This window comes from Mesorhizobium sp. MC2-1-1, assembly GCF_057597255.1.
The window spans coordinates 1,176,723-1,199,617 of record NZ_CP195205.1 but is presented as its reverse complement, the minus strand read 5'-3'; the positions used below and the strand labels follow the sequence as shown (position 1 = coordinate 1,199,617).

The window sequence follows — 22,895 nt, the reverse complement described above, 5'->3', positions numbered from 1 at the left end:
TTCCGTTCAGGCCCGACCATGCCGCCGCGTGACCAGCGCGAAGACGCCAAGCAACATCACGCTGGCCAAAGCAGTCGCCGCGGCGAATTCGGGCACCGGGCGAAAGTTCCCGCCATCGATCAAAAGCGAGGCGGCGATCGGGCCGATGGCGAGGCCGAAGAGCTGCGCGGCCGGCACCAACAGCACGGCCGTGCGTGTCTCGTCGGCGGTGATCGCCAGCCGGATCTGGTAAGGCACGATGAAGAGCAGGATGAAGCCCATCACCAGCGCCACCGCCCAGAACACCGAAAGGCCCGGGCCGGATGCGAGCAACACCGAGCTGATCGCCGCGATGACCCCGATGATGGTGATGGCAAAACGATAGTCGATGCGCGACTCCAGGACGGTCGCGGTCATCGCGCCGATCACCTGCGCGGCCAGGCTTGCCGAGACCATCAGGCCGACGGTGCGGCCGTCGATGCCGAACTGCGCGCCGATGGGCTCGAGGAAAGCCCAGACGGCGCCGAAGAACATGAAATAACAGAAGATCGACAAGAGCGCGGTTATCGCGGGCAAGGTCGCCACATTGGCGAACTGCTCTTCCTTCGGCAGGTCGGCATAGTCGTCCGGCACGGTCCAGGCGACGACCAACGACAGCAGGCAGACGATGCCGAGCGCGATGAAGCCGCCTGCCGAGCCGGCGGCGGGAACGGCATAGAGCGCAAGTATCAGCGCCAGCGCGCATTGCGCCAAAGTCTGCAGCGTGACGAAATAGCCGCCGATGCGCTCGGCCCGGCGCGAGCGGGCGATCAATTCCGTGGCGACAGCAACGAGCCCGCCTTCCGACAGGCCGGCCAAGGCGCGGGCCCCGATCAACGCATTGGGACTACCGGCATAAGCGGTCCAGAAATTGGCGAGCGCGAGCAATACGAGCAGCGCCGCGCTCTTCCAGCGCATGTTCCTGGCAGGGAGCAGCATGGCCACGATCGCCGAGCCGATGCCGATCGCGATCATCTCGGCTGTGGCGACCAGCGCCAGTTCGTCGCCGGTGACATGGCTCTCCGTGTAAAGCGCGCCGAGCAGCACCGGCTGCAGGCCGAGGATGAGCAGGCCGACCGAGCCGATCCACAGCGCCGAGACCAGTTGCAGTCCCGTCGGATTGCCAACGAGCCAATCGCCATCTCCCACCTGCGCGGATTGCGATACAGTCACGAGGCGCCCTCCCTTGCAGCCCGGCTGAAAAACTGACAAGCTGTCAGTATTTTCACGAAACTGATACTTGATCATGTTTCTTGTCAATCGGGAATTCGCACTCTCGTGAGAGATTTGGCGCATGACGCAAGCAAGACGGAGGGCGACAGAGCCAAGGCGCAGGCCGAAACAGGAGCGCAGCCGCGAGCGCATCGACGCAATCCTCGCCACGACCATGCGGCTGATCGGCGAAAAGGGCATCGACGCGGTGACGATGAGGGAAGTCGGCGCGCTGGCCGGTGGGCCGATCGCTACGGTCTATCACTACTTTCCCAGCAAGTCGGCGATCCTGGCGATGCTCTACGAGCGGTTTTCCGAGGAAAGCCGGGCGCGCTTCGGCGCGATCATCGACGGGATAAGCGGGCGGGGCGACGTCATGGCGGCGGCAGACCGCATGCTGGACGACTACTATGCCCGCGTCGCGGCGGATCCGGCCATTCAGGACTTGCAGAACGCCATCCAGGCCGACAAGGCGCTGCAGCATCTCGACATCGCCGAGACAAGGTATCAAGCAAAGATGCTATGCGACCATGTCGCACCGATGCTTCGCGCGGAGCAGCGCGAGGCGTTCGGGCGCGTCGTGTTCCTGATCTTCCAGCTTGCCGGCGGCGTCGTGCGGCTGGCGCTGACGCAGAACAAGGAAGAAGGCCAGCGCACGATCGAGGATTACCGCTCGATCATCCACACGCAGTTGCGGCAATTCCTCTGACGGATCAGGGATCGAGCTTGGGCCCCAGGATCTCGACCAGCCAGTCGACGAAGACCCGCACCCGTGGCGATAGCTGCCGGCTGCGTGGATAGAGCACGGAGATCGGGGTTGACGTGGGCGGATTGTCCGGCAGCACCTCGACCAGACGGCCGGCATCGAGGTCGGTGGTGAAGCGGCGACGCGGCGCCTGGTAGAGGCCGAAACCCTGGCGCACCAGCGCGGCGGCGGTGTCGGAATTGGACACCGTGACGCGGGAGGGCAGGACGATCTCGCGGATCTTGCCGTCGACAGTGAATTCCAGCGGCATCACCTGCCCGGTGCGCGACGAGACGAAGCCGATCATCATATGTCCGGCAAGTTCGTCCGGCGATCGCGGCAAGCCATGGCGCTCGACATAGGCGAGGCTGGCGACTGTCGCCTCGCGCGCCATGCCGATGCGCCGTGCGATCATGTCGCTGTCGGGCAGCGTGCCGGCGCGCACCACGCAATCGACGCCCTCGCGCACGAGATCGACGAAACGGTCGCCCTCGCCGATATGTACGCTGAGCCCGGGATGGCGCTCCAGCAGGGCCGGCAGTTCCGGGATGACCAAGGTGCGGGCCAAATGGCCGTTGATGTCCACGCTTAGCCGGCCGCGCGCCTCATGCGCGCCGAAACCACCCTCGGCGTCCTCGATGTCGGCGAGGATGCCGATGCAGCGCTGATAATAGGCTTCGCCGTCAAGCGTCGTCGTGACGTGCCTCGTTGTGCGGCGGAGCAATTGCACGCCGAGCCGCTCCTCCAGTTGCTTGATCCCGGCAGTCGCGCTGGAGCGCGGCAGGCCGAGATCGGCGGCGGCCGCGGTGAAGCTGCGCCGTTCCACGACGCGGGTGAAAAGCCGCATGCCGTCAAACCTGTCCATGGCCAATTGTTCGCACAGGCTGAATAGTGTTGGCAATCCATGCCCAATTATATCGGCTGCTCAGCCGGATATATGCATCTCCAGCCAAACAGAAGGAGATTTCGCCATGACCATTCGCCCCATCGCCCTCATCACCGGCGGCAGCCGCGGCCTCGGCCGCAACACCGCGCTCAACCTCGCTCGCAAGGGCGTCGACGTCGTCATCACCTACCGCTCGCGCGTCGATGAGGCGAAGTCGGCGGTGGCCGAGATCGAGGCCGCCGGCGGTCGCGCCGCGGCCCTCGAACTCGACGCCGGCGCCGTCGCCACCTTCCCGGCCTTCGTGGCGGCGTTGAAGAAGACGCTTTTGGAAACCTGGCAGCGCGACCGCTTCGACTATCTCGTCAACAATGCCGGCACCGGCCTGCGCAAGATGATCGCCGAGACGACCGAAGATGAGTTCGACACGCTGATGAACACCCACCTCAAGGGTGTCTATTTCCTCACCCAGGCGCTGCTGCCGCTGATCAATGATGGCGGCCGCATCATCAACATTTCGAGCGGGCTCGCCCGCTTCGCCGCGCCCGGCTCCTCGGCCTATGCGATGATGAAGGGCGGCATCGAGGTGTTCACGCGCTACCTCGCCAAGGAGCTCGGCCAGCGCGGCATCACCGCCAACACCGTCGCGCCGGGGGCGATCGCCACCGACTTCAATGGCGGCCATGTGCGCGACAATGCAGAGATCAACCGCATGGTGGCCAGTGTCACCGCGCTCGGGCGCGCCGGCGTTGCCGACGATATCGGCCCTATGATCGCCTCGCTTCTGTCGGACGACAATCGCTGGGTCAACGCCCAGCGAATCGAAGTGTCGGGCGGCATGAACATCTAGGCGATCGGTTATGTGACCTGCCGGATCAGTCCTTCGAAGCCGTCGGCAAGATTGGCATTGCCGGCGGCGACGAAGCTCGACAGGTTCCTGGCTCGCCCTGGTGTCTTGTTGGCATCGAGCAGCACCGCCTTGCCCTCATGCATGACGAAGTCGAACTTGCCGTAATCGAAGCCGAGCTTGCGCCTCAGCGCGCGAAGCTCGTCGGGCACCGGAACCGGTTCGCGGCGAATGGTGTCGTCGCCCTTGACGAGCGGCTGCGGCGAGACATGGCGGGTGCAGCGCTCGCGCTCGCCGCAGAACAGCCAGAAACGGGCGCCAAAACCGTCCGGCTCCGGTTCTGGAATGAATTTCTCGACAACCAGATCCCGGCGCTCGAACACCTCGACCGGTACGTCGGCTAGCGAGGCATGGACCTCGTATCTTTCGAGAGCTTCGACACCGGGAAACGGCTCCCGCCTGCCGGCGCGCCCGGCGCGCCGGTTCAGTTGCTGCTCCGGCGTGCCCCAATGGTTCAGGCTGCTCTTGACGATGACGCTTCCCTGCCAGCCATCTTCCCGGCCGATCACGGCGCCGCTAATGCGGCGTTTCGAAATATCGGCCGCGCCGATGTTGAGGCAAAAGGGAAAGCGGCGCGCATAGTCGACATAATCGGGCGGTGTCACGGTCACGTCGAGATGGAGCACCGCGATGTCGGCGGCGGGTTCGGCCGAAGTGCCGCACAGGACCCGCACCGAATGGCCGCGGCGCTTCAGTTCCGCCAGCAGGTCGAACAGCATATAAGGGCTATCGCGCCGCAAGAGCAGCCCCCGCCGGCTCTGGAAGCGGTCGAACTCATGCGTGATCACCGCGATGCGCGCCATGCCTGTCCCCACTTGGCCTAACAAGCGTCGTCGACTATTCGATCGAATACAACGCGCTGCTGGCTGGGGTTTGCATGACAGAGCATTGGAATGCAATTCGCAAACATTGGCAGTTGCTCGGCCCGCCGCTGCGGCCGCCGGCGGAGGTGGTCGAAACCTACGAGCGCGAACTTGACCTTGCCCGATCGCATGTCGTCATGCTCGGTGTGACGCCGGAGCTCGCCGGGCTTGGCGGGGCAATGACATCGGTCGACGAGTCCGCCGACATGATCGCCGGCATTTGGCCCGGCGACAGCGACACGCGCAAGGCCGTGCAGGGCGACTGGTTCTCGCTGCCCTTTCCCGGTGCAAGCGTCGAAGCGCTGATCGGCGACGGCTGTCTCTCTGCCATCGGCGCCGCCGACCTCAGGCGCAGGCTGTTTGCGTCGGTCGCGCGCGCGTTGAAGGACGACGGACGCGCCGGCATCAGGCTTTACGCCTCTCCCGAAAGCCCCGACGACCCGTCGGATGTCCGCGCCCTGGCGCTGAGCGGCGGCGTCTCGACCTTCCACGAGCTCAAGTGGCGCGTGGCCATGACCGCGACGGGCGGCGCGCCTGACTACGCGATACCGGTTAGGGGCATCCTCGAACAATTCGACAGGATGTTTCCCGACCGCAAGGAGCTGTCGGCCCGAACCGGATGGGAACTGCCGGTCATCGGAACCATCGACGTTTACCGGAACTCGCCGGCCGTCTACAGCTTCGCGCCCGCGGCGACTCTCGTCGACGAGGCAAAGTTATATTTCGGCGATGTCGGCCTTGCCTCGACCGGCAGATACGGGCTCGCCGAACGCTGCCCGCTGCTGGTTTTGCGGGCACCGAGGCACCTGGAGTGACGGCGAGATTGCTCATTGGTGCCTCGCTGCAGGCCGTTCATTTTCCGCCTCGCGTTCCGCGCTAGAAAAATTTCGCGCCATCGCCCCCTTGCGCGCGCCTTGACTCTCACACCCCGCCAGCTTATTTCAGCGCCACGTTAGCACTCGCCTTGGGTGAGTGCTAACCGATGTCCGGCGGCCTCGCCGGATGGAGGAACAGTTCTCACCGTTCTCATTCGAGGAAGACAAGATGGCAAAGTCCAAGTTCCGCCCGCTTCATGACCGCGTGGTCGTTCGCCGGGTCGAATCCGAATCCAAGACCGCCGGCGGGATCATCATCCCGGATACGGCGAAGGAGAAGCCGCAGGAAGGCGAGATCATCGCCGTCGGCTCCGGCGCTCGCGACGAAAGCGGCAAGCTCGTGCCCTTGGACGTCAAGGCTGGCGACCGCATCCTGTTCGGCAAGTGGTCGGGCACTGAAGTCAAGCTCAATGGCGAAGACCTTCTGATCATGAAGGAATCCGACATCATGGGCATCATCGGCTGAACATCGGCCTCTCCATCAACTGAGTTTTCGGGCTCTTCCCGAGCCCCTGTCAGGAGCTAACCATGGCTGCAAAAGAAGTAAAATTCTCCCGCGACGCCCGTGAGCGCATGCTGCGCGGCGTCAACATCCTCGCCGACGCAGTGAAGGTGACCCTCGGCCCGAAGGGCCGTAACGTCGTCATCGACAAGTCGTTCGGCGCCCCGCGCATCACCAAGGACGGCGTCACCGTCGCCAAGGAGATCGAGCTTGAGGACAAGTTCGAGAACATGGGCGCCCAGATGGTCCGCGAAGTCGCTTCGAAGACCAACGATATCGCCGGCGACGGCACGACCACCGCGACCGTTCTGGCCCAGGCGATCGTCCAGGAAGGCAACAAGGCCGTTGCCGCCGGCATGAACCCGATGGACCTGAAGCGCGGCATCGATCTCGCCGTCGCTGAAGTCGTCGTCGCTCTTGGCAAGGCCGCCAAGAAGATCAAGACCTCCGAGGAAGTCGCCCAGGTCGGCACGATCTCGGCCAATGGCGACGAGTCGGTCGGCAAGATGATCGCGGAAGCGATGCAGAAGGTCGGCAACGAAGGCGTCATCACCGTCGAGGAAGCCAAGACCGCCGAGACCGAGCTGGAAGTCGTGGAAGGCATGCAATTCGACCGCGGCTACCTCTCGCCCTACTTCGTCACCAACGCCGACAAGATGGTCGCCGATCTGGAAGACGCCTACATCCTGCTGCACGAGAAGAAGCTGTCCAACCTGCAGGCCATGCTGCCTGTGCTGGAAGCCGTCGTTCAGACCTCGAAGCCGCTGCTCATCATCTCGGAAGACGTCGAAGGCGAGGCCCTGGCCACGCTCGTCGTCAACAAGCTGCGCGGTGGCCTGAAGATCGCCGCCGTCAAGGCCCCGGGCTTCGGTGACCGCCGCAAGGCCATGCTGGAAGACATCGCCATCCTCACCGGTGGCCAGGTCATCTCGGAAGACCTCGGCATCAAGCTCGAGAATGTCGGCCTCAACATGCTCGGCCGCGCCAAGAAGGTGTCTATCTCCAAGGAGAACACCACCATCGTCGACGGCGCCGGCAAGAAGGCCGAGATCCAGGGCCGTGTCGCCCAGATCAAGCAGCAGATCGAGGAAACCACCTCGGACTACGACAAGGAGAAGCTGCAGGAACGTCTGGCGAAGCTCGCCGGCGGCGTTGCCGTGATCCGCGTCGGCGGTGCGACCGAGGTGGAAGTGAAGGAAAAGAAGGACCGCGTTGACGACGCCCTGAACGCGACCCGCGCGGCCGTGGAAGAAGGCATCGTTGCCGGCGGTGGCGTGGCCCTGCTGCGCGCTTCGGCCAACGTGAAGGCCACCGGCGCCAACTCCGACCAGGCCGCCGGCATCAACATCGTGCGTCGCGCATTGCAGGCTCCGGCCCGCCAGATCGCGGCCAACGCCGGTGCGGAAGCCTCGATCGTTGCTGGCAAGATCCTCGAGAACAAGGGCGCGACCTTCGGCTACAACGCCCAGACCGGCGAGTATGGCGACATGATCGCCATGGGCATCGTCGACCCGGTCAAGGTCGTGCGCACCGCTCTCCAGGACGCGGCCTCGGTCGCCGGCCTGCTCGTCACCACCGAAGCCATGATCGCCGAAGCCCCGAAGAAGGAATCTGCCGGCGGTATGCCGGGCGGTATGCCTGGCGGCGGCATGGGTGGCATGGGCGGCATGGACTTCTAAGAAGTCCGGTCCACGACCGACACGGAAAGGGCGCCGAAAGGCGCCCTTTTTCGTTCTTGGGTTGAGCCCAAGATACCGATCTCATCAAGGTGCCCGACCGCTCGTCGGAAAGCCAATTATCAAAGTTCCGTGCGATTACTCAATAAAATCAGCAGCTTCAATAAAGCGCCTCATCGTTGTCGGACAATATTTTTTAACACATTCTCGGATACTGAAGGACCGGGGGTTCGGCTGTGTGTCCGAACGGGTGTAAGGTCCATGCAGATTTTCCGTCGGTTTTCGCGTAACCGTGACGGCAACGTCATTATCATGTCCGCGCTGCTCCTGCCGTTGCTCGTCGGCGTGGCCGCCCTCGTCACCGAATATGGCGGCGCGCTGGTCGAGCGCGCCGACAACCAGCGCACCGCCGACCTAGCGGCCGTTGCCGGAGCGCTCGCCTACAACAAAACGCAGTCGACCAGCCAGATGGCGGCTGCGGCGGTTAGCATCGCGGCGCTCAATGGCGTTCCGGCAGGGGACGTCTCGGCAAGCCTCGTCGCCTCGCCGAAGACAACCGGCATGAATGCGGTTTCCGTATCGATACGCACGCAGAAGCAGCTGCTTCTGGCGCGTGTGCTTGATGATCGCCAGCAATTGCAGATCTACGCCAATTCGGTCGCCGAGCTCGGCGCTCAGGCCTCGACACCCGGTTGCGTGCTGGCCCTGGACGGTACCCAAACCGGCGTGACGCTTTCCGGCGGGACGGCCATCAGCGCCCCCAAGTGCACAGTGTCGTCGAACAACACGGTGACGGTTCCCTGCGGCACCACGATCTCGGCGCTTGGCGTCAACTACAATTCGGCGGCCGTCCCCAGCCAGCCCTGCAACGGCATCACCGGCCCCAACGGCACCGCGGCGCTGATCGCCAAGAAATCGACACCCGACCCGCTGGCCGGGAATACGGCTGTTACCGCCGCGGTCGCGCGCTTCGCGACGGTCGCGGCGCTGTCCGCGACGACAGCGCCGGCGGCTCCGACCAGCGTCACAGGGACCGATATCAGCTTCGCCTGGAGCCAAAGCTCGACGCAGAGCCAGGCGACCGCGCTCGGCTGCTCGGCGACATGGGCATCCTCGACATCCACCTGGACGCTGAATTGCGGTTCGAAGACCACAGTCAACCTGGGCACTATCACCATTGGCGGCGGCATCAACCTCAACTTCGCCACCACGGGTCCAGCAACCACCGTCTACAACATATCCGGCGACCTCACGACCAGCGCCACAACCAATTTCGGACCGGGCACCTATAATTTCGCCGGCAAGCTGACCACGGCCGGCACCACCACATTCGCTAACGGCACCTATAATTTCGGCAAGCAGGTGACCACGGCCGGGACCACGACCTTCGGTGCCGGGAGCTTCAATTTCGCCAAGGGGCTGACGACCGGCGGCGGCGGCACCACGACTTTTGGCGCCGGCTCGTTCAAGATCGGCATCAGCGACAACACTTGCAGCGGCACGGCGCGCGTCAGCCTGTGCAACACCAGCACGCTCACCTTCGGCGGGCCGAGCACTTTCGAGCTGCCCGGCGGCTTCAACAACACCGGCGGCGCGACGATAACCTTCGGTTCCGGCACGTCCAACAGCTACAAGATCGGCCCCGGCGGCAACGGCGACGCCATCACGCTCGGGGGCGGCTCCAAGACGATCATGGCCGACGCCACCAGTTCGGGCGTGTTCCAGGTCGTCGGCAATGTGAATGGCGGCGGCGGCGGCAGCGCCAACTGCGGCGGCTCGACAATCAGCGTCTACGGGAAGAACGTAACCCTGGTGCTGTCGGGCAAGACCAAATCGAACTCGGGAAGCTGCAACGGCTATGTCTTCTGCGTGGCTGCCGGCTACAGCAACATCGTGCTTACCGCGCCGCAGACAGGCTCAACGGCAAAGCTTGCCGTCATCGGGCCGACTTCGACTTCGGTAACGGCCGGAGCCACCTTCGCCGAAGGCGGCTCCAATGCGCAGATCTCCGGCGCGTTCTACTTCCCCTATGGCCCGATCATCATGAACGGCGGCTCCAGTGTGCTCGGGTCAGCGACAGATCCGAGCAAATGCCTGCAGATGATCGGCTCGCGCATCACGCTTTCGGGCGGCACGGCGGCGACGTCCGAATGTATCGCCGCCACCGGCGCAACCACCACCAGCAAGGTGAGCCTCGTCCAGTGATCCCGGGTTTCAACATCGGTTCCGCCCTCGCCCGCTTTCTGCGGGTCGAGACGAGCGGCGCCTCGGCGGTCGAGTTCGCGCTGATCAGCCCGGTGCTGATCCTCATCCTTGCCGGGCTGGTCGATATCGGCGGCTCGCTGAAGGCGAAGTTCGATCTTTCCTCGGCGATCTCGGCTGGCTCCAACTATGCGCTTCTCGGCGCCGACAAGGTCAACTCCGCCGGCGGCAGCACGCTCGCCGGCAACATCCTGGCAGTGGTGGCGAACGGCCTGGGCAGTGCGGGCGGCAGCGTCCAGATTGTCGTCAACAACGGCGCCACCATCAACTACAGCACCAGCAGCGGCACAGCGACCCAGAGCGGCACTGTGGCCAATGCCGATCTCTGCTATTGCCCGACCGGCAGCGCGGCCAGCGTCACATGGGGTTCGGCGGTCACCTGCGGTTCGACCTGCCCGGCCGGCGGAATCGGCGGCAAATTCGTGACGATCAGCGCCAGTCGGGCGTACTCGCCGCTGTTCGGCGGCTTCGGCGTGGTGAGCAGCGGCAACATCACGGTGCGGTCCATGGTGCAGCCGCAATGAGACATTCTTCGCGCAAACGCCCCGCCTCGACATCCATGAAAAGGTTCGTCCAGGACCGATCAGGCGCCAATGCGGTCGAGTTCGCGCTTCTTTCGGTGCCGCTCCTTTTGTTGCTGTTGGGCACGGTCGAATTTGGTCGCATGTTCTGGGCGCAGCACGCCCTGCAGGAAACGGCGACAGCCGGCGCGCGCTGCGTCGGCGTGCTGCAGACCGGCTGTACGCAAAACGGCACGTACAACGCCGTCAACACCATCACCTTTATCAGCGGCATGGCGGCGCAGGACGGCATCGCGCTCACCAGCGCCGACATCAGCGTCAACAACAACACGACCTGTTCCGGCCTCAGCGGCTTCACGACCGTACAGATATCCTACACTTTCGCGACCGTGCTGCCGTCCTTCCTGACGTCCCTGGCCAACGGGCCGCTGCTGAGGGCCACGGCCTGCTTCCCCAACCAGGGCGCATGAGCGGTTCATTTGAGCGCAGCGCCTGGGCAACCCTGCCCGCATGAAGGTATCTCGCAGCAGTGCGATCCATCGCTCGAATCGCTAGCGGCAGATCGCGGCCAGATCGTCCGTGACGTCCGGCATCGAGGCGCACCAGAAGCCAAGCAAGTCATAATCCGGCATGCGCGCGACCGAATAGAGTTAGTGCGCAAGCCGCGCTCGGGCCCAGCCCTGAATACGCCTCAGCGAGGTGTTGGGCTACGAATCGGACTGGCGTTCAACACCGTGTCGTCAGGAATATGATCGGTGCCTGCCTTCGGCCTGGCGCCTCGGCGCTCGGGCTGCGGCCGCCTCCGGAGGCGACGAGGCTTCCGAAACCGGGAGCGGATTGGAGGGCTAGCGTTCCGCCAGCGCCAATTTTGCGCCAAGCATGACGAAAGCAGCAGCGAAGCTGCGGCGCATCCAGGTCAGCACCCTCGGCCGCGAGACGATGTGGCTGCGCACCGATGCGGCAAACACGCCGTAGATGGCAAAGACGACGAAGGTCATCAGCATGAATACGCCGGAAAGCTCCAGCATCCTGGGCAGCGCATTCGGCTCGTTGGTGCTGACGAATTGGGGCAGGAAGGCAAAGAAGAAGATCGATAGTTTCGGGTTCAGCACGTTGACCAGGATGCCGGTGGTGATCGTCCTGGATGTCGAGCGGGGCGCAGCGTCCTCGTCGATGCTGAGACCGCCTTTTTCCTTCAATGTGTTCCAGGCCATGTAGAGCAGATAGGCCACCCCCAGATATTTCAGCGTCTCGAAGGCGACGGCGCTTGTGTGCAGCACCGCGGCGAGGCCGGTGATGGCGGCAGCCATGTGCGGGATGATGCCTAGCGTGCAGGCGAATGCGGCAATGATTGCGGCGCGCGCGCCGCGCGAGAGGCCGGCGCTCAGCGTATAGAGGACGCCGGTGCCCGGCGAGGCCACGATGATCAGCGACGTCAACAGGAATTCGATGCTCATGCGTTTCTTTCCGCGGCCCCGCGAGGCTGGAAGGTACCGGGAGGTGGGAGGCGGGGCAAGCGGGGCGCATGCCTCGCTCCCATAATATGAAGGAGAGGAAACTAGCTCACCGGCAGTCCGTGCGCGGCCCTTGCCATCAGGCAGTCGTCGCCGCCGGGCATGCAGGCGCGGCAGACGTCGGGCCGCAATTCGTAGATGCCGCAGGCCGTATGTTTGCCCACCTCGCCGATGAGCGCTACGCATCGGACGCCCTCGCAGCGCATCCCGGACTGGTCGGCGGCAACCAACTCGGCCGGAATGCGATCCAGCTGCTCATCGTCCTCAGTCGAGAAGCGTGGCCAGTCGGCCGAATAGGAGCAGCAGGCGCCACAGCTCTGGCAGTCGAAGACTGCGACCGCGCCGGCATCCTCGTCGATAGACACAGAGGCCTGACCGGTCAGGCCGACCAGCCCGGGTGGGATGGCCGTGCGACCGGCGTCCTGCGGCAACGGCCTTACTTCTTCCTGGTCTTGCGCGCCGGCGCTTCGGCCGGCGACTTGAACAGATCGGTCGCGACCTCGGCGGGCGCATCCGGCTCCGCCGCCGGCTTTTCTGACTTGGGAGTGGCGGGCAGAGCTGCCGGCTGATCCTTTGCGGAGAATTTTATGGCCATGTCAGTCCTCGTCAGAAAAGCGCGATGATGGCGCGTTCGGCTTACGCAGGCGGCCGATCAGCGCCGAGACCGCCGTGATGTTCATTTCCTCCGGCGACCAGTTCCTGGCATCCTCGATGTGGTGCGGCGCAAGCTCACGATGCGTACTGCCGCTGTAGGCGGCATCCTGATAGCTGGTGCGCTGATGGGTCTTGGCGTCTTCCCGCACATACTCGATCAGATAGTTCGGGGCTTCGGCGCGGCCGCGCACGCCGACGCGCACCTGGGCATCGCCATGCGCGCGCTTGCAGCGTTCGAGCCTCTCCAGTACTCGGCGAACATATTCGACCGGCTTGTCAAGGGTGCCGACCATGTCGGCGATGGTCGCATCGGCGGCGATCGGCGTGGATGGCACGCGTTTGGTGGCCATCAGCGTGTGCCCGCCGGCTTCACCAAGGCCTGCCCACATGGTTCATTCGAGCTAGCGGTCAAAATATTCTCCTGTCCGGAGGCTGATGCCGAAATGGCTGAGCGTCTTTCGGCCATGCCCACGCACAAAGCAACAGGGTATAGGTAAAATTGCGGACGCGTGCATCCCTGGCCTTGCTGCATACTTATCACATCACATCGTGACGGGCGCTGGGGCTATCGGCAAAAAGGGGAGAAATTCGTTGGCTGGGTCGCCCTCGGCTATGGCCCTCGCCCCCGCCTCGCTGCCGACGCACGGAAACCCAAGGACAGATCTGTGGCTCGACCGCCATGCATCTATTCGTCCGGCCCAGGCTCAGGCCATGGCTCCCTGGCTGCCTCCGCATACCAGCGACGCATCGCGGGCGTCGCCAATAGCGCGTCAACATAGGCGCGAGTGACGGGCGCCAGTTCGCCGCCATAAGTGTCGAAGCGCGTGACCACCGGCGCATACATGGCGTCGGCCGCGGTGAAATGACCGAACAGGAATGGGCCGCCTTCACCATATTGCTCTCGGCACTGGCGCCAGATCGCTTCGATCCTCGCCCGCTGCGCCTCGCCCTCGGCATCGAGCGGCTTGTGCGATTTCGGCCGGCGCAGGTTCATCGGCCAGCCGTACCGGACCTCGCGAAAACCGGAGTGCATTTCCGTCGCCACCGAGCGCGCCAGGGCACGGGCGCCCAGGTCTTCGGGCCAGAGCCTTTTGTCCGGAAACAGGTCCGCAAGATATTCAAGGATCGCAAGCGTTTCCCAGACGATCCTGCCACCATGATTCAACACCGGCACCAGGCCGGTCGGCGACACCTTGGCGAGGTTGGCCGCGGTCTCCGGCGTGCGCAAGCGCACAAAGCGCTCCTCGAAGGGGATATCCAGATGCTTCATCGCCACCCACGGCCTGAGCGACCAGGACGAAAAGCACTTGTTGCCGATATGGAGAGTGAATTCTGCCAAGACCGTCTCCTGATGATTTCAATTCGCTTCGGCCGTCGTGATCGGCGACCTGACGCCGGCGCGGGCCCGGATCGCGGCGACCGCCGCGTTTATGTCTGGATTGACCGCAAGCGCCTTGCGGCCGGCATCGATCGTGAGGTCGACCTGCTCGACCGGCAGCCTCAGCCGGGTGGGGATCTCGTTAAGCTTCGCCTGCATCGCCGGGTCGACATCGGCAAAGGAAAGGTGCTGGACCACAAGGCGGACATCACGGCAGTTCCAGCCGCCCGACGAACCGCGATAAGCGGAAACTGTCGAGGCCGGGAGGCCGCAGCGATAGCGGACCAGTTCCCCTTTCCACTGCGAGACGGCGAGCTTCAGCGCATCGAATTCATCACGCACCGAGGCGGCAAGCGTGGTGCTGGTCACGGCGTCGAGGAGTTCGGAAGCCTTCGGCCCATGCAGCGACTTCGCCCAGTTCACGTCGCCGTCGCTGCCAGCGTCGGCGACGATGAAGATCAGCGTCGTCAGGCGGACCGCGGCCATCGGCGACAGCGGCCCGTAGGGCGTGCCCGCGGCGGAGCGCTCGAGCGTGAAGCCGGTGACGCCGATATTGTCCGTCAGCCCGCCGTCGAGCAGCTTCACATAGTCGAGCGGATCATCGTCCTGATAGGAATCGAGCGCGCTGGCATAGGCCTTGAGCCGCAGCGAGGCGTTGGGGTCCTGGAGCGCCCGGATCAGCCATTGCGGCCTGCGATAGCCGCAGCGAGGGCTTGTCGCCGAAACCACGATCGGCGCGAAGACGATCGGCACGGCGGCCGATGCCGCGACCGCATCGGCAATCCGCACCTTGTCGAGGTCGCTGCAGAGCGCGGCGAAGGTGTCGTAGGTGAAGAGGAATGGCGTGCGATTATAGATGTCGGAGGCGTTGATCCAGACGATCGGCCCCTTCGGCCTGTGCAGGGCCTCGAATGTCGCACCATCGAACAGATGATCGTTCAGCCATCTGGCAAAACCGCTGCGGTCGTTGACACCGCCATAGTAGGCGCGGATGAAGTTGACCGGCGACAGGGATGTCCTGAGGTCGGCCTCCGCGTCCTGGATGAGAAAGCGTTCGCGAAAATCGCCATAGCCGTCCCTCCCCTTGTAGCCGAAATAGGCGGCGGCGACGGCGCCTCCCGATGCGCCCGAAATCATCCGGATGTCGTCGACCAATGTGCGCCGGCGCGGCTGCTCGTCGACGACGATGTCGTCCAGCGCGCGCAGGATGCCGTAGGAGAAGGCCGCGGCGCGGGTGCCCCCGCCGGAAAACGCCAGGCCCACGACGGTCGAGCCATCGTCGGTCGGGTCAGGGATGAAAGTGGGCGATGGATGGCCGGCTTGCCTGGTCAGCGTGTTGATCGGCCCGACATCGTCGGCGACGCAGCCGGCAACGGCCATCAAGACTGCGACAAAAGCCACACGAAGACGCAAACCCGGTTCCCCCCGGTCGCGTTCGCGCGCGGCCGCGGCGAACCCTAACCGGATTGTCTTGTCCGATGCAACCGCACCGCGAAAGAGATCGCCATGGCCGGGAACCCATACCGCACCAGCACGTTTTGAGAGCCGGATGCGGTTCCCGTATCCAACTTCCATTGAGACCCAGGAGATGCGCGCATGGTGAACAGAGATCAGGTCGCCGGCCTTGCAAAGCAAATGAAGGGGTCGGTCAAGCAGGCGGCTGGCAAGGCCACCGGCAACAGGCGAACACAAGTAGAAGGCGCGGCGGACAAGATCGCCGGCAAGGTACAGAAGGCCTATGGCGACGTGAAGGACAAGGTCAAGAAGGCGTTCTGATCCCTGCCGTTTGCCTCGATGGCAGGACTATGGAGGCCGCCGCCAGGCGGCCTTTCATGTCTGGAATTGCCTGGAGAAGGCGTTGGTAAAGACGATCTCGCCATGGTCGCCGGCCGCCTCCCCCAGCACCACATCCATGTTGCCGGCAGTCACCCGCGCCAGCGCGAAGCCGCCCATATAGGCGGCCTTCGGCTTGACGATATCGAGCCCGTCGCGCTGGTAGATCATCGGCACTTCGTGCTGGTGGCCGTGGAAGACGGCGATCACATTGTAGCCTTGGATCGCGGCCAACAGCGCCTGGCGGTCGGCCTCGCCCCACCAGTGCGGGCGGCCGGCGCCATCATCATCATAGGTGCGTTTCACCGGATCCCAGCGCTCGGTCGAGAAAGCGTCCCAGCCATAATGCTGGAAGATGATCACGGGCCGACCGTCGCCCGCATAGGTGGCGAGGTCCTGCTTCAGCCAGGGCAGGCTGCTCGGCGCGCCATGGCCGGTGTCACCGGCGAAGCGGTGCGTCTGGATAAGATGCAGGCCGCCCCAGTCCCAGGAATAGCAGTCGGTGTCGACGTCATATTCGGTCGCCGGCACCGGCGGCTTGAAGAACACGCCGGGACGATGGTTGACCTCGACATAGTCGCGCAATTCGCGGCGATACCAGTCGACATGCGGCGGCGAGCCGTTCTGGTCGAGATCGTGATTGCCGAGACCCACAAAGACCGGCACGTGGACGCGGTCCGGCCCGACGCCTTCCTGATAGCGCTGGGAGAATTGCAGCAGCTGCGTGCCTTCGCTGGGCTCGGTGACCTGGCCGCCACCGTCGTCGGTGATGTCGCCGCCGGTAACAAGGCCAAGAGGCGTGCCGATGCGAGTGCCGGCTGAATGCAGTCCGGTGGAAACGCCGTCGATCTCGGCCGGCCACTTCTTGTCGGCAATGGCGTTCAGGGCCGCGACGTTGCGCAGAAGCGCCGCGTCGGTCTTGCCTTCCTGCAAGCAGTTGGGGCCGAGGCCGCTTGCCATGCGGCAGGCATGGATATCGGCGATGAAGAAAAAGGTGGCGTCGATCGGCTGGATGCGCCGCCCGGTCTGGCCGAAGGCGACGCGAGGAAGCGCGCAGGCAGCAGCGAGGCCTCCCAAACGGGAGATGAAGAGGCGGCGCGAGATGGCTGCTGGCGAGGGTCGATTCATCGTCGCCCGATTAAACATCCTCCACCCGTGTCGTCTAGTACAATGCCCGGCCAGCGCTTTTGAGGACCTTTCATGCCAAGGCTCGAAAGGCTCCTTGGTCGACAGCGAGGCAGCGGTCTGTCATTGGTTTTGGCATGCACCCAAGGGGAGGAAAGCATGAAGGTCCTGACGGCTGGCGTGGTTTTCGCCATGTTCACCTTCGCCGCGCAGGCCTCGGACTGCGTCAACGCAAAATCCGCAAAGGCCGGCTTCGTGCTTGAAAAGGCCGGCATCAGCAGCGAGTTTCGACCGGCGCCCGGCGGCATGGTCGCGGTCACCAACAAATATCAGTCGGATTCGCCGCAGACGCAGTATCTTTATGCGGGGCTGATCGAGGTGTTCCGCGACAGCGATACCGGGCGGCTGTCGATGATCCCGCTCGACGACGTCAAGAAGCTGTTCCCGCTGAAGGCGGGCGCCAGCAGCAAGACCGAATTCGTGCGGCTGTCCTCGAAAAAGGCGCCGAAAGGCACCGAAACGCTGGCGCTCACCGTCAAAGGCAAGGACACCTACAGGCTCGGCGACTGCAGATACAATGTGCTGGTGATCGGTGAAACGATCACCGGCGATAATGGCAACGTCATCGATGCCTTCACCGCGCTCTACTCGCCCGACCTCCAGGCGGTGCTGGCGCGGCGCTACGACGACGGGACCAGCGCGCAGAGCGAAGTGGGATTCGAGGCGATCAAGCCTTTGGCGGAGTGAGGCGCTTTCGGCCGCCGGCAAACCGCCGCCGGCCGAGCATCAGCCGCCTCAAAACCGACCGGTTGCTATGGCTTGACGGTGAACTCCGTCCACATGCCCGACGCGAAGTGACCGGGAACATTGCAGATGAGCACGTACTTGCCGGGTTTCAGGTCAACAGCGAGCGAGCCTGAGGCGCCCGGGTCGAGTTCAGAAACCTCTCCCTTGTCGCCGGCCTTGTCCTCATCGACTCGATTCTCGTCCGCAACATAGGGCAGCGTGTCCTTGGGATTGGCCAGATACATCACGATCATCTCGTGGATGGTATCCTTTGAGCTGTTCTTCACCTTGAAGGTGATCTTGCCGGCCTTGGCCTCAGCGGGTGTGGCGGTTATGCCCATGGTTGCCTTGGACATGTCGAGATTTGGAGTTCCGTAGGTCATGCCCGTAACCATGGGCATGTTCGACCCTTTGTCCCACAATGAGACCTGCACTGTGCTGTCAGCCCGGGCTGCGCCGGCCATAGTAACAATCGCGGCAAGCCCTAGCGCCGCATTCCTTGCCATCTTTTTCACTGCGAAACTCCTCTCGGCAGACACCGGTGGCTACCGGCAATTAACCGCTCCAGAGCCAATGAACGGCCCAACGGTGATCACATGATTGCACGTGGCGCCACAGGTGGCCTTGCGCTGGATCAAATCCTGGACTTCGCATGGGGCGTCCCCAGCCATTGGTCGATTCCAACGACCTGCCGCTGCTGAAGCGAGCCTGTCAGAGTGCGGATCCTGACCACCCCATATTGCGGCTGGCGACAGCAGCGAGGCCGAAAGCATGAGCGAAGCGAGCCGCTTGATCGATTTTGTTGAGATTTCGATCCATCATTTGCGGCCGGAAGTCGAGGCGCGGGCCTTGGAGAAACCGGCAGAGACATTGCGCCTGCCCCTAAAGCCCGATCGCTGTTGCCATGGTCAGCGGGCCGACAACATGATGGCTATAGCCTCGGCGACAAAGGCCGGATCTTCCCAATGCGGGTTGTGCCCGCAATCCTGTGCCCAGACGAGGCGCGATCCTGTCAGCGCGCCGGCCAAAGCCTGCTGGTGCGCCCGATCGAAGAGCGGGTCGGTGGCACCTGCTATGATCAGCGCCCGGACCCGCACGGCCCTCACACTGGCGGAAAGATCGGTGTGCCGGATTTCTTCGAGAACCGCCCGCCATCGCGCCGCCGGCATCGTCGAGGCATCCTTCGCCAGTTCGGTGAGAAAGGCGCGCGGCACGCTGGGCCCACATTGATGCCACCAATCATAGAACGGATCGCCCGGCGAGATCGGATCGCGCAAGGCCGCAATGCCAGCGACCAGCGGATGATCCGGCGTCATGCCCGGGCGCAGCGAGGTAGCCAGAAGCACCAGCCCGCCGATGAGTTCCGGATGCCGCGAGGCCAGTTGCATGGCTACCATGCCGCCCAGCGAATGCCCTACCACGACCGGCCGGTCGAGCCGCAGGCGCCGGATCAGCCCGGCAATGTCGTCAGCGAAATCAGCGACGCCAAACGCACCGCCCGCCTGTGAGCCACCGTGCCCGCGAAGGTCCGGCATGATCAGGCGCCGGCCGGCGAGATACGGCGCCAGCAGCGAGAAGCTGCGACTGGTGTCGGTGAAGCCGTGGACGAGCAGCAGCGGCGGCTCAGAACCGGCGATCTCGACATAGGCAAGGTCGAGACCGCCGACATCGACCGTCCGCTTGCGCCCGGCCCAGGCGGCCTGCTCGGCCTCCTGCTCCCGAAAGTATAGCGGCGGCCTCACAGGCCGAGCTTTTCCTTGACGGCGGCGAGACCGGGCTTGCCGTCGAAAGTGGTCACGCCGGCCAGCCATGCATCGAGGCGGTCCTTGTGCAGGGTGATCGACTTCAGCGCCCCATCCTCCGGCTTCATGCCGTCATTGATGAGATAGCCCATGCCGACGTTCTCCATGTCGATGTCGAAGGCAAGGTTCTTCAGGAACCGCGCGACGTTCGGGCATTCCTGCAGATAGCCCTTGCGCACTTGCGTCGTCACGGTGGCGGCGCCGAAATTCGGACCGAAGAACTTGTCGCCGCCGGTCAGGTACTTGAAGTCGTACATCGTGTTCATCGGATGCGGCGCCCAGCCCTGGAAGACAATGAACTGCTTCTCCTTGATCTCGTAGCCGACCTCCGACAGCATCCCGGCTTCGCTCGACTCCACCACCTGCCAGCCGTCCAGGCCAAACTGGGGATCGGCAATGGCGTCCATCATAAGTTGGTTGGATCCAGGCTCGATGCCGTACATCTTCTTGCCGAACTTGTCGGCGAATTTGTGCAGGTCGGACAGGTCCTTGACGCCGGCCTCCCAGACATAGGTCGGCACGGCGAAGGTGTATTTGGCGCCGACCAGATTGACGCGCACATTCTCGATCGAACCATCCTTCTTATACGGCTCGTAATAGGTGACCATCGCGGGGTCCCAGTAGCCGAGGAACAGGTCGAGGTCCTTGTTCTTCATGCCCTCGTAGATGACGTTGATGCCGAGCACTTCGCTCTGCGGCTCATAGCCGAGCGCCTGGAACAGCACCTTGGCCACGCCCGTGGTGAAGGCGAGATCGTTCCAGCCGGGCTCGGCCATGCGCACTGTCTTGCAGCTTTCGGCTTCGGCGGCTCGCGCCGCCTGCGAAACCAACATCAAGGCTGCCACACAGATGCCATTCGCAAGCATGCGCAACATTCCGGTTCTCCTCTTGTCGATCATTTTTGACCTATTGGTCATTTTGTTGTCCCATTGGTCAATCATTGATCTGAGCGGGCGAAGATGTCAACATGGATTCGCCATGCATGGATCGGTCCGGTGAAACTCACGCGTCTCAGCGACATACGCCGCAAGGAGTTGCGGCAGGCGGCATTCGCCGTTCTGGAGCGCGAAGGCATCGCCGGCGCGACACTGGAGAAGGTCGCGGCCCAGGCCGGCGCCTCGAAAGGCATCGTGCTGCACTATTTCCGCAACAAGCAGGAGCTTTTCGAGCACGCCATGCGCGAGGCCAACGCCGTGCTCTGTCACGCCGTGGTCACCAAACTCCGGCGGGCGCGCACGGCGCTGGAACGGTTGGACGCCGTGATCGAGGGCAATTTCGAGGAGCACTTGTTCCTACCGCCGCTCTGCCATGCCTGGCTCTCCCTCTGCGCCGAGGTGCCGCGCGACGAGAAGTTGGCGCGGATCCAGAAGGTCATCCATGCGCGCATGCGCTCGAACCTGTTGTCCGGCCTGCGCGGCCTCGCCTCGCCGGAACAAGCCGAAGAGATCGTGCTCGGCGTCACTGCGCTGATCGACGGGCTGTGGCTCAGGCTCGGCCTCCAGCCAGGCAGCGTGACTCGCGAGCAGGCGGTGCGCCAGGTCAAGGACTTCGTCGCGGGTCGTCTGGCCATTGGCCAGCCGACCCCGTCGGGTGGAGCTTGGCCGGATAAAGTTCATACCAGGCGATAGCTCCGGCGCTTGACTGCCCCCGCGTTCGATCCGCAATCGACGAGGTCGGGCTGTCGATGACGTCTACGCTACACAGTGAGGCTGGGCGCTCTCGGGACCGTCCTGGTCCCTGAGTCCGAGGTTTGCGACCTCATCGAGGATGCGCTCGCGGATCCAGCGATGCGGCGGCTCCTCATCGTGGCGGGCGTGCCAGTACATCCTGACTTCGGGCACGGATATGGAAAGCGGCGCTTCGTAGGTGGCGATCGGCAGGCTCTTCGCCGCCCATCGCGCGAATTGCCGGGGAACGGCGGCAAGGTGGTTGCCCTGCGCCACCGCCAGCGCGACGGCCTGGAAGTGCGGCAAGGCAAGGCTCACCCTGCGCTTCAATCCGAGCTCTGCCAAAGCCTGATCGGTCGCACCGGACATCGAACCGTCGATGGAGCGAAGGACATGCGGCAGTTCGCAGAAGAGCTCCATCGGCAATTGGTCGCCCTGCGCTATCCCGGACAGCCTGATCGCGGCATTGTCGCGTGCGGCAATGATTGCGAACGGCGAATGGAAAAGGGGCGTGCTGGAGACCCAGCCGGAAACCTCCAGCGGGCGCTCCAGCGCGGCGTCGATCTCGTCGTCCTGGAGCAGCCTGGATACGTCACCGCGCGCGCTGTCCAGAAATCGCAAAGCGACACCGGGCGCTCCGGTCGCGATGCGCGCCGCAAGCGAAGGCATCAAGAGCATGGAAAAGAAATCTGCGCCCATGAAGGTGAAGGTCCGTTCGAGCTTCGCCGGGTCGAAGTCTTTCGCCGGCTGGAAGGCGCGTTCAATCTCGCGCAGCGCCGCGCGCACCGGCCCGGCAAGGCTTTCGGCGCGCGGCGTCGGCACCATGTCGTTGCCGCGCCGCACGAATAGCTGGTCGTTGAGCGCGTGGCGCAGGCGGTTTAGTGCCGCGCTGACCGCAGGCTGGCTGAGGCCGATCTGCTCGCCGGCGCGCGTCACGCTCTTCTCGCGCAGAAGCGCATCGAGAACCCTGACCAGATTGAGGTCGAGCGCGTTCAAATTCATCGCATCAATCCGCCGCATACGATCATTCGATTTCCACCGCCGCCCCATCACTGTTTAGGTCGCCGTCGACGCCGCAAGGCCGCCGCAACACAGGAGAAACATCATGACAATGACCAACAGTATCATCGCCGGCAAGGAACTCCTTTGGTTCAACAATACGCTGATCGTCATCCAGATATCGTCGGCCGACGGCGAGGACGGAACCTGCGTCATCGAACATCGACTGCCTCATGGCGATTCGCCGCCGCTGCATGTGCACCGCAACGAGGATGAGGTGTTCCATGTCCTCGAGGGACGGATGCGTTTTCTGATCAACGGTCACGAGCGGATGGTCGGCGCCGGCGAGACGTTCATCGCGCCGAAAGGCCTGCCGCACACTTACAGGGTCGAGTCTCCCGAAGGCGCGCATACGCTGACCGTCACGCGCGGTCCCGATTTCGAAACGATGGTGCGCAAGGCAAGTCGCCCTGCCGAAAGGCCGGATCTGCCGCCGACGGCGCCGCCGACGCCGGAGATGATCGAGAGGCTGGCAAGGCTATGCGCGGAGAACGGCATCGATCTCGTCGGACCGCCGATCGTGTGAGCCGTCCCTTCAACCGATTTGCATCTTTCGCGCCCGCAATCTCCGCTTGATGCCATTTGTGCAACGCGATACGCCCTTGCGCAAATC

Annotated in this window: 26 protein-coding genes; 12 read left to right on the top strand and 14 right to left on the bottom strand. The window is 64.0% G+C overall.

From position 1 onward, the window contains the following. Nucleotides 1–6 precede the first annotated feature (6 nt). The gene (locus ACR64R_RS06115; RefSeq protein ID WP_487360788.1) at nucleotides 7–1,191 is read right to left on the bottom strand and encodes an MFS transporter; all 1,185 of its coding nucleotides are present in this window, start codon (nucleotides 1,189–1,191) and stop codon (nucleotides 7–9) included. Nucleotides 1,192–1,312: 121 nt separating this feature from the next. Here ACR64R_RS06115 and ACR64R_RS06110 point away from each other — a divergent pair, with 121 nt between their 5' ends. Then, nucleotides 1,313–1,939, top strand: a complete 627-nt coding sequence (locus ACR64R_RS06110) for a TetR/AcrR family transcriptional regulator (protein WP_487360787.1) — start codon at nucleotides 1,313–1,315, stop codon at nucleotides 1,937–1,939. Nucleotides 1,940–1,943: 4 nt separating this feature from the next. On the opposite strand, the gene ACR64R_RS06105 is transcribed toward ACR64R_RS06110, so the two are convergent. After that, nucleotides 1,944–2,840, bottom strand: a complete 897-nt coding sequence (locus ACR64R_RS06105) for a LysR family transcriptional regulator (RefSeq protein ID WP_487360786.1) — start codon at nucleotides 2,838–2,840, stop codon at nucleotides 1,944–1,946. A 106-nt stretch (nucleotides 2,841–2,946) separates the two neighbouring features. Here ACR64R_RS06105 and ACR64R_RS06100 point away from each other — a divergent pair, with 106 nt between their 5' ends. Then, nucleotides 2,947–3,708, top strand: a complete 762-nt coding sequence (locus ACR64R_RS06100) for an SDR family NAD(P)-dependent oxidoreductase (RefSeq protein ID WP_487360785.1) — start codon at nucleotides 2,947–2,949, stop codon at nucleotides 3,706–3,708. Between the two features lie 8 nt (nucleotides 3,709–3,716). Here the strand turns inward: ACR64R_RS06100 and ACR64R_RS06095 are convergent, their stop codons facing one another. Continuing rightward, a complete protein-coding gene (locus ACR64R_RS06095; protein ID WP_487360784.1) occupies nucleotides 3,717–4,568 on the bottom strand; it encodes a hypothetical protein in 852 nt (283 codons plus the stop codon). A 74-nt stretch (nucleotides 4,569–4,642) separates the two neighbouring features. Here ACR64R_RS06095 and ACR64R_RS06090 point away from each other — a divergent pair, with 74 nt between their 5' ends. From ACR64R_RS06090 to ACR64R_RS06065, 6 genes are all read left to right on the top strand, one after another. Beyond that, nucleotides 4,643–5,443 carry a class I SAM-dependent methyltransferase gene (locus ACR64R_RS06090; protein WP_487360783.1) on the top strand — a complete coding sequence of 267 codons (801 nt, stop codon included), beginning with the start codon at nucleotides 4,643–4,645 and terminating at the stop codon, nucleotides 5,441–5,443. A gap of 229 nt (nucleotides 5,444–5,672) precedes the next feature. Continuing rightward, nucleotides 5,673–5,969 carry a co-chaperone GroES gene (gene groES / locus ACR64R_RS06085; protein WP_010915433.1) on the top strand — a complete coding sequence of 99 codons (297 nt, stop codon included), beginning with the start codon at nucleotides 5,673–5,675 and terminating at the stop codon, nucleotides 5,967–5,969. A 62-nt stretch (nucleotides 5,970–6,031) separates the two neighbouring features. Next, a complete protein-coding gene (groL, locus tag ACR64R_RS06080; protein WP_487360782.1) occupies nucleotides 6,032–7,684 on the top strand; it encodes a chaperonin GroEL in 1,653 nt (550 codons plus the stop codon). Nucleotides 7,685–7,942: 258 nt separating this feature from the next. Beyond that, the gene (locus tag ACR64R_RS06075) at nucleotides 7,943–9,886 is read left to right on the top strand and encodes a pilus assembly protein TadG-related protein (protein ID WP_487360781.1); all 1,944 of its coding nucleotides are present in this window, start codon (nucleotides 7,943–7,945) and stop codon (nucleotides 9,884–9,886) included. Beyond that, nucleotides 9,883–10,467: a TadE/TadG family type IV pilus assembly protein gene (locus ACR64R_RS06070; RefSeq protein WP_487360780.1), complete on the top strand. Its 585-nt coding sequence runs from the start codon at nucleotides 9,883–9,885 to the stop codon at nucleotides 10,465–10,467. Before ACR64R_RS06075 ends, ACR64R_RS06070 begins: the two co-directional genes overlap by 4 nt. 35 nt (nucleotides 10,468–10,502) lie before the next feature. Continuing rightward, complete coding sequence (locus ACR64R_RS06065; protein WP_487360779.1) at nucleotides 10,503–10,934, top strand: TadE/TadG family type IV pilus assembly protein; 432 nt, start codon at nucleotides 10,503–10,505, stop codon at nucleotides 10,932–10,934. 375 nt (nucleotides 10,935–11,309) lie between these two features. Here the strand turns inward: ACR64R_RS06065 and ACR64R_RS06060 are convergent, their stop codons facing one another. From ACR64R_RS06060 to ACR64R_RS06035, 6 genes are all read right to left on the bottom strand, one after another. Further along, nucleotides 11,310–11,921: a LysE family translocator gene (locus ACR64R_RS06060; protein ID WP_487360778.1), complete on the bottom strand. Its 612-nt coding sequence runs from the start codon at nucleotides 11,919–11,921 to the stop codon at nucleotides 11,310–11,312. 101 nt (nucleotides 11,922–12,022) lie between these two features. Continuing rightward, nucleotides 12,023–12,361, bottom strand: a complete 339-nt coding sequence (locus ACR64R_RS06055) for a YkgJ family cysteine cluster protein (RefSeq protein WP_487362386.1) — start codon at nucleotides 12,359–12,361, stop codon at nucleotides 12,023–12,025. A 53-nt stretch (nucleotides 12,362–12,414) separates the two neighbouring features. Then, nucleotides 12,415–12,573 carry a hypothetical protein gene (locus tag ACR64R_RS06050; protein WP_487360777.1) on the bottom strand — a complete coding sequence of 53 codons (159 nt, stop codon included), beginning with the start codon at nucleotides 12,571–12,573 and terminating at the stop codon, nucleotides 12,415–12,417. A 1-nt stretch (nucleotide 12,574) separates the two neighbouring features. After that, nucleotides 12,575–12,982 (bottom strand): hypothetical protein, encoded by a 408-nt coding sequence (locus ACR64R_RS06045; protein WP_487360776.1) that lies wholly within the window; start codon nucleotides 12,980–12,982, stop codon nucleotides 12,575–12,577. Nucleotides 12,983–13,317: 335 nt separating this feature from the next. Then, nucleotides 13,318–13,971, bottom strand: a complete 654-nt coding sequence (locus tag ACR64R_RS06040; protein ID WP_487360775.1) for a glutathione S-transferase family protein — start codon at nucleotides 13,969–13,971, stop codon at nucleotides 13,318–13,320. A gap of 18 nt (nucleotides 13,972–13,989) precedes the next feature. After that, a complete protein-coding gene (locus tag ACR64R_RS06035; RefSeq protein WP_487360774.1) occupies nucleotides 13,990–15,390 on the bottom strand; it encodes a patatin-like phospholipase family protein in 1,401 nt (466 codons plus the stop codon). Between the two features lie 216 nt (nucleotides 15,391–15,606). Between ACR64R_RS06035 and ACR64R_RS06030 the strand changes: the two genes are divergently transcribed. Beyond that, the gene (locus ACR64R_RS06030) at nucleotides 15,607–15,786 is read left to right on the top strand and encodes a CsbD family protein (RefSeq protein WP_487360773.1); all 180 of its coding nucleotides are present in this window, start codon (nucleotides 15,607–15,609) and stop codon (nucleotides 15,784–15,786) included. Between the two features lie 54 nt (nucleotides 15,787–15,840). Here ACR64R_RS06030 and ACR64R_RS06025 read toward each other — a convergent pair whose 3' ends face one another. Beyond that, nucleotides 15,841–16,971, bottom strand: a complete 1,131-nt coding sequence (locus ACR64R_RS06025) for a metallophosphoesterase (protein WP_487360772.1) — start codon at nucleotides 16,969–16,971, stop codon at nucleotides 15,841–15,843. 156 nt (nucleotides 16,972–17,127) lie between these two features. On the opposite strand from ACR64R_RS06025, the gene ACR64R_RS06020 reads away from it, so the two are divergent. After that, complete coding sequence (locus ACR64R_RS06020; RefSeq protein ID WP_487360771.1) at nucleotides 17,128–17,715, top strand: hypothetical protein; 588 nt, start codon at nucleotides 17,128–17,130, stop codon at nucleotides 17,713–17,715. A gap of 65 nt (nucleotides 17,716–17,780) precedes the next feature. Here the strand turns inward: ACR64R_RS06020 and ACR64R_RS06015 are convergent, their stop codons facing one another. The 3 genes from ACR64R_RS06015 to choX all read right to left on the bottom strand — a co-directional run bounded on the left by ACR64R_RS06015 (nucleotide 17,781) and on the right by choX (nucleotide 20,431). Next, the gene (locus tag ACR64R_RS06015) at nucleotides 17,781–18,260 is read right to left on the bottom strand and encodes a sulfocyanin-like copper-binding protein (RefSeq protein WP_487362385.1); all 480 of its coding nucleotides are present in this window, start codon (nucleotides 18,258–18,260) and stop codon (nucleotides 17,781–17,783) included. Between the two features lie 402 nt (nucleotides 18,261–18,662). Further along, nucleotides 18,663–19,496 (bottom strand): alpha/beta fold hydrolase, encoded by an 834-nt coding sequence (locus tag ACR64R_RS06010; protein ID WP_487360770.1) that lies wholly within the window; start codon nucleotides 19,494–19,496, stop codon nucleotides 18,663–18,665. Continuing rightward, entirely contained in the window at nucleotides 19,493–20,431 is a 939-nt protein-coding gene (gene choX / locus ACR64R_RS06005) for a choline ABC transporter substrate-binding protein (RefSeq protein ID WP_487360769.1), read from the bottom strand. Before choX ends, ACR64R_RS06010 begins: the two co-directional genes overlap by 4 nt. A gap of 84 nt (nucleotides 20,432–20,515) precedes the next feature. Between choX and betI the strand changes: the two genes are divergently transcribed. Beyond that, a complete protein-coding gene (gene betI / locus ACR64R_RS06000; protein WP_487360768.1) occupies nucleotides 20,516–21,184 on the top strand; it encodes a choline-binding transcriptional repressor BetI in 669 nt (222 codons plus the stop codon). 63 nt (nucleotides 21,185–21,247) lie between these two features. Here betI and ACR64R_RS05995 read toward each other — a convergent pair whose 3' ends face one another. Beyond that, nucleotides 21,248–22,225: a LysR family transcriptional regulator gene (locus tag ACR64R_RS05995; RefSeq protein WP_487360767.1), complete on the bottom strand. Its 978-nt coding sequence runs from the start codon at nucleotides 22,223–22,225 to the stop codon at nucleotides 21,248–21,250. 103 nt (nucleotides 22,226–22,328) lie between these two features. Between ACR64R_RS05995 and ACR64R_RS05990 the strand changes: the two genes are divergently transcribed. After that, nucleotides 22,329–22,808 carry a cupin domain-containing protein gene (locus ACR64R_RS05990; protein WP_487360766.1) on the top strand — a complete coding sequence of 160 codons (480 nt, stop codon included), beginning with the start codon at nucleotides 22,329–22,331 and terminating at the stop codon, nucleotides 22,806–22,808. Nucleotides 22,809–22,895 lie beyond the last annotated feature (87 nt).

Bases quoted from the DNA above. Each gene is read 5' to 3' on its own strand.
- ACR64R_RS06045 (WP_487360776.1), bottom strand. From the start codon at position 12,982: ATGGCCACCAAACGCGTGCCATCCACGCCGATCGCCGCCGATGCGACC.
- ACR64R_RS06020 (WP_487360771.1), top strand. From the start codon at position 17,128: ATGAAGGTCCTGACGGCTGGCGTGGTTTTCGCCATGTTCACCTTCGCC.
- ACR64R_RS06105 (WP_487360786.1), bottom strand. From the start codon at position 2,840: ATGGACAGGTTTGACGGCATGCGGCTTTTCACCCGCGTCGTGGAACGG.
- ACR64R_RS06110 (WP_487360787.1), top strand. From the start codon at position 1,313: ATGACGCAAGCAAGACGGAGGGCGACAGAGCCAAGGCGCAGGCCGAAA.
- ACR64R_RS06035 (WP_487360774.1), bottom strand. From the start codon at position 15,390: ATGGCCGTTGCCGGCTGCGTCGCCGACGATGTCGGGCCGATCAACACG.
- betI (WP_487360768.1), top strand. From the start codon at position 20,516: ATGTCAACATGGATTCGCCATGCATGGATCGGTCCGGTGAAACTCACG.
- ACR64R_RS06065 (WP_487360779.1), top strand. From the start codon at position 10,503: ATGAAAAGGTTCGTCCAGGACCGATCAGGCGCCAATGCGGTCGAGTTC.
- groL (WP_487360782.1), top strand. From the start codon at position 6,032: ATGGCTGCAAAAGAAGTAAAATTCTCCCGCGACGCCCGTGAGCGCATG.
- ACR64R_RS06030 (WP_487360773.1), top strand. From the start codon at position 15,607: ATGGTGAACAGAGATCAGGTCGCCGGCCTTGCAAAGCAAATGAAGGGG.
- ACR64R_RS06075 (WP_487360781.1), top strand. From the start codon at position 7,943: ATGCAGATTTTCCGTCGGTTTTCGCGTAACCGTGACGGCAACGTCATT.
- ACR64R_RS06025 (WP_487360772.1), bottom strand. From the start codon at position 16,971: ATGAATCGACCCTCGCCAGCAGCCATCTCGCGCCGCCTCTTCATCTCC.
- ACR64R_RS06015 (WP_487362385.1), bottom strand. From the start codon at position 18,260: ATGGCAAGGAATGCGGCGCTAGGGCTTGCCGCGATTGTTACTATGGCC.
- choX (WP_487360769.1), bottom strand. From the start codon at position 20,431: ATGTTGCGCATGCTTGCGAATGGCATCTGTGTGGCAGCCTTGATGTTG.
- ACR64R_RS06050 (WP_487360777.1), bottom strand. From the start codon at position 12,573: ATGGCCATAAAATTCTCCGCAAAGGATCAGCCGGCAGCTCTGCCCGCC.
- ACR64R_RS06100 (WP_487360785.1), top strand. From the start codon at position 2,947: ATGACCATTCGCCCCATCGCCCTCATCACCGGCGGCAGCCGCGGCCTC.
- ACR64R_RS05995 (WP_487360767.1), bottom strand. From the start codon at position 22,225: ATGAATTTGAACGCGCTCGACCTCAATCTGGTCAGGGTTCTCGATGCG.
- ACR64R_RS06095 (WP_487360784.1), bottom strand. From the start codon at position 4,568: ATGGCGCGCATCGCGGTGATCACGCATGAGTTCGACCGCTTCCAGAGC.
- ACR64R_RS06060 (WP_487360778.1), bottom strand. From the start codon at position 11,921: ATGAGCATCGAATTCCTGTTGACGTCGCTGATCATCGTGGCCTCGCCG.
- ACR64R_RS05990 (WP_487360766.1), top strand. From the start codon at position 22,329: ATGACAATGACCAACAGTATCATCGCCGGCAAGGAACTCCTTTGGTTC.
- groES (WP_010915433.1), top strand. From the start codon at position 5,673: ATGGCAAAGTCCAAGTTCCGCCCGCTTCATGACCGCGTGGTCGTTCGC.
- ACR64R_RS06090 (WP_487360783.1), top strand. From the start codon at position 4,643: ATGACAGAGCATTGGAATGCAATTCGCAAACATTGGCAGTTGCTCGGC.